The sequence below is a fragment of the Protofrankia sp. Cr1 genome, assembly GCF_963555865.1.
Lineage (GTDB): Bacteria > Actinomycetota > Actinomycetes > Frankiales > Frankiaceae > Protofrankia.
Genome location: NZ_CAUVXO010000432.1, coordinates 1 through 4,462, shown reverse-complemented (window position 1 = coordinate 4,462; position 4,462 = coordinate 1). Strand labels below are relative to the sequence as shown.

Here is a 4,462-nt window from a genome sequence, read left to right as displayed (position 1 = left end):
ACCGTGACCTATACGGCCTAGACGAAACCATCGCCCGCCGCCGGCTGCTGGAAGCCACAGGACTGACCCCGGTCGCCCGAGTCTCCATCGGGTTCCCCGGTCACCCCACACCGGCCGCAGCGGGGGCGACGGCGGCGGCGTTCCCGGGCCGGCTGCCCGCCGTGTTCCGCGTCCCAGCGCGTAACCGGCACTTCACCGGCCGCCAAGAACTCCTCGGCCGGCTCCGGGCCGGCCTGGCCAGCGGGACGGTCGCGGTCACCGCCTTACACGGATTGGGCGGCGTCGGCAAAACCCAGTTGGTCATCGAGTACATCCATCGGCACGCCGCTGAATACTCCCTTATCTGGTGGATCGACGCCGAACAGCCCGGACTGCTCGCTGAGCAGCTCGCATCTCTCGCTCCCCGCCTCGGCCTTGATGTTACCGGGCAGGTCGGCGACGCCGCTGCCGCTGTGCTGGACTGCCTGCGCCGCCGTGACGGGTGGCTACTGGTCTTCGACAACGCCGAACATCCCGTCGGACTCCAACCCTGGCTACCCGGCGGACCCGGTCATGTGCTGATCACATCCCGGTATTCCGGGTGGGGTGGGCTTGCCGACCGCGTCGAGGTCGACGTCCTGCCCCGCAACGAGGCGATCATCCTGCTGGCACGCAGGATTCCCGGCCTCGACCCGCAGATCGCTGGCGCGCTCGCCGCTGAGCTCGGAGACCTCCCGCTCGGCCTCGAGCAGGCCGCGGCCTACCTGGACACCACCGGTCTATCCCCGGCCGACTACCTGGCCAGGTTCCGCACCCGCCGAGAACAGATGCTCACCAAAGGTACGGATCTCGCCCACGGCGGCAGGATCGACACTGTCTGGTCCCTCGCTCTCGACCGGCTCCAGCAGCAGGCACCCGCCGCCGTGACACTCCTCGACCTGTGCGCCCACCTCGGTCCCGAACCCATCCCGCTGGCCTTGTTCGCAGACCATCCCGACCTGCTCGACCCGCCGCTCGCTGAGATCGTGGCCGGCGCTGACCCAGTTGTTGATCTTGATGACACTCTCGGTGCAGTCCTGGCTTACTCCCTCGCCCGCCGCGACACCGACACGATAGGACTCCACCGGCTGGTCGCAGCCGTAATCCGCGCCCACCAGACACCCCCGCAGGCTGATGCGCTCGTGGGCAAGGTTCGGGCATTGCTTACCGCCCACCAACCCGGCGACCCTCGGGATCCGGTCGGCTGGCCTCGGTGGGCCGTCCTTGCCGCGCAGGTCCTGACAGCCGCAGCTCTGCACCCTGACGACCCCACTGTCGACATCGGCGGCGACGCCCGCCAGCTGCTCCTGACCACCGCCTACTATCTGGACGCACGCGGGGACTACCAGGCCGCCAGCGCGCTGGGCCAGACCCTGCACGCCCGCTGGATCGCCGCCCTCGGCCCCGACCACCCCGACAGCCTCGCCGCCGCCTACCGCGTTGCCGCCGCCCACCGTGCTCGCGGTGACTATCGGGCAGCCCACACGCTCGACGAGGACACTCTGGTCCGCAGACGGCGGCAGTCCGGCGACGATCACCCCGACACCCTGCGCTTGGCGAACGGCCTCGCCCGCGATCTGCGCGGCCTGGGGAACTATCGGGCGGCCCGCGTGTTGGACGAAGACACCTTGGCCCGCTACCGTCGAGTCCTCGGTGACGATCACCCCGACACCCTGACTTCAGCGCACGGCCTCGCCGCCGACCTGCGCATGCTGAGGGAGTATCAGGATGCCCGTACGTTGGCCGAAGACACCCTGGCTCGTCGCCAGCGGGTTCTCGGCGATGACCATCCCGACACCCTCGCTTCGGCGGGCAACCTTGCTCTCAACTTGCGCATGCTAGGGGAGTATCAGAGTGCCTGTACGTTGGACGAGGCTACCCTTCTCCGCCGTCGGCGGGTTCTCGGCGACGATCACCCCCATACCCTGCGCTCGGCGGGCAACCTTGCCGCTGACCTGCGCGGCCTGGGGGAATACCAGGCTGCCTGTACGTTGGACGAGGACACCCTTGCCCGCCGCCGGCGGGTTCTCGGCGACGATCATCCCCATACCCTGCGCTCGGCGGGCAACCTCGCTATCGACCTGCGCCTGCTGGGGGACACCAAGGGCGCGGAGACACTCGAAGACGAGGTGCACCGCCGCGGAGACGCATCACAGACGCACGAGTAGGCGTTTCCCGGTTCCGGACCACAGACGACACAGACGGATACGAGGCGCTGCCAGGCGGCTGTCAGTGGACGGCGCCGGACTTTGGAATTATGAAACGGTGCGTGACTTCGACAAGATCTTTGAGGTCATGGCGACCCACGGCGGCGTCGAGGCTGCTCCGCGCGGTGCGGGTGTCGTCGGGGAGGAGCAGCCGCAGGTGGGGCCAGACGGTGACGGTGTCCAGGCCGTATTTTAAAGCGATCCCGGTTCGCTCTACTCGTGTCCGCGTATCGGGTGCGGCCGGTAGGAGGCTTCGAGCCGTTTGACATCGGCATCGTCGAGTGCGATGTCGAGGGCGGCGACGGCGTCGTCGATATGGGTGCCCTTCGTGGCTCCGATGATCGGCGCGGTGATGCCGGGCTTACCGAGCAGCCAGGCCAGGGCGACCTGGGCCGGTGGTAGAGCGCGCCTGTCAGCGACCGCGGTGAGAGCGTCGACGGTGGAAAGGTCGGCGGGGGTGTAGAGCTGGCGTGCGTACTCGTCGGTGGTGGAGCGCAGGGTGGCGTGCGCGGTGTCGCGGGTTCGTGTCAGCAGTCCTCGGGCCAACGGGCTCCAGGGGATGACGCCGACGCCGATGTCCCGGCAAAGCGGGATCATCTCGCGTTCCTCCTCCCGGTAGAGGAGGTTGTAATGGTCCTGCATGCTGATGAAGCCGCGGTGGCCGTGACGGGTGGCGGTGTGGTGCGCCTTGGCGAACTGCCAGGCGTACATGCTGCCGGCGCCGAGATAGCGGATCTTGCCGGCGTGGACGACGTCGTGCAGTGTCTCGACGGTCTCCTCGATCGGGGTGTGCGGGTCCCAGCGGTGGATCTGATAGAGGTCGACGTAGTCGGTCCCGAGCCGGCGTAGCGAGTCGTCGATGGCGGTCAGGATGTGTGTGCGGGACAGGCCCCGGTCGTGGGGGCCCGGGCCGATGACGGAACCGACCTTGGTGGCGATCACGTAGTCGTCCCGGCGGGTGAAGATCTTGCGGAGAACGCGTCCGGTGATCTGTTCGCTGACACCGCCCGAGTAGTGGTTGGCGGTGTCGAAGAAGGTGATGCCGGCCTCGGCGGCGCGCCGCACGATCGGTTCGGCGGCGTCCTCGTCGAGAACCCACGGCCGCCAGGCCCGGTCACCGACGCTCATCATTCCCAGGCCGATCCGGGAGACCGTCAGCCCGGATGCGCCGAGCCGCACATAGCGCATCGTCGCCTCAGCCTGTGGGCGCACGCTGGAGGTGTTCGTCGACCTCGCGCACGCACGTCAGGTGTGACCAGGCCGGGTCGAAGCCGGCGCGCACGCCGAAACTGCGCCGTAGACCCATCGTGTAGCGCCCTGATCGGGCCAGGTCGATCGATTTCGACAGCGCCGCGCACGCAGCCTCGGGATCTTTTGCCGTGGCCTGGGCATACGAAACGGCCTGGTGCGCATAGGTGGCCGCTCGGCGTCGCCCGTTCGCCGCCTGCTGCTGGACCAGCGCGAAGGTGTGGTCGGCCTCGTCGGTGTGGCCCGCCAAACCGTGGATCAGGGCCTGCACGCTGTCGAGGTGCCCGCGCATGCCGTACCCGTAGTTCCGGCGGGAGAAGAATCCGGTCAGGTCGCTGTCCTCACCGGCATCCAGTGCGGCTCGGGCACGGTCGATGTTCTCCGCGGCCGTGAGCTGGTGGCCCAGGGTGGCGTGCTGGTCAGCCCGCCACGTCAGCAACCATCCGCGGGTGAACGGATCGGCGTGGGCGGCCATGGCCAGCGCATCATCCAGGAGACGCAGCGCCCGACCGGGATTGCCACCTTCGCCGCCCCGCGGCGCCGATGAGTACAGGTAGCTCAGCGCGCCCAGCGCACGGGCGTACAGCGGCGGATCCTCGGTGCCGGCGGCGACCTCGCATGCGGTGGCCAGATAGCGGTAGGCCTGTGCTGGGATGTCCGCGTGGCAGGCCCACAGTCCTACCTGAGCGTGCACACCGACGACCAGATGCGCTAGTTCGCCGGACGGAGCACGCCCGTAGAGATCAAGAAGGTTGTCGGCGTGGACGACTGCCATCGGGAGCACCACCCGGGGATCGGCTGAGCGATACAGCCCCGCAAGGGCTTCGCCGACCTCGGCGTAGGTGGTGAGCAGCCCGCGATCGACGGTCGGTCCTCTCCGGGTGTCGGCTGACCACGCAGGAATTTTGATCATGGGTAAACCCGTCGCGATCAGCGCTGGAGCGTCGTGCCGTAGCGCCGTCGGCTCAGCGGTGAGTGCGGCAGCGGTC

Annotated in this window: 3 protein-coding genes and 1 pseudogene; 2 read left to right on the top strand and 2 right to left on the bottom strand. The window is 68.6% G+C overall.

From position 1 onward, the window contains the following. Both fxsT and U9980_RS23015 read left to right on the top strand, forming a co-directional pair. Window positions 1-2,186, top strand: a 2,186-nt coding sequence (gene fxsT, locus U9980_RS23020; RefSeq protein WP_322769851.1) for an FxSxx-COOH system tetratricopeptide repeat protein, incomplete at its 5' end; no start/stop codon positions are given. Between the two features lie 97 nt (window positions 2,187-2,283). Next, complete coding sequence (locus tag U9980_RS23015) at window positions 2,284-2,421, top strand: hypothetical protein (RefSeq protein ID WP_322769850.1); 138 nt, start codon at window positions 2,284-2,286, stop codon at window positions 2,419-2,421. Window positions 2,422-2,438: 17 nt separating this feature from the next. Here U9980_RS23015 and U9980_RS23010 read toward each other — a convergent pair whose 3' ends face one another. Together U9980_RS23010 and U9980_RS23005 are read right to left on the bottom strand one after the other, a co-directional pair. Further along, entirely contained in the window at window positions 2,439-3,413 is a 975-nt protein-coding gene (locus U9980_RS23010; RefSeq protein ID WP_322769849.1) for an aldo/keto reductase, read from the bottom strand. 7 nt (window positions 3,414-3,420) lie between these two features. Continuing rightward, window positions 3,421-4,462, bottom strand: a pseudogene (locus U9980_RS23005) (hypothetical protein); the annotation flags it as partial.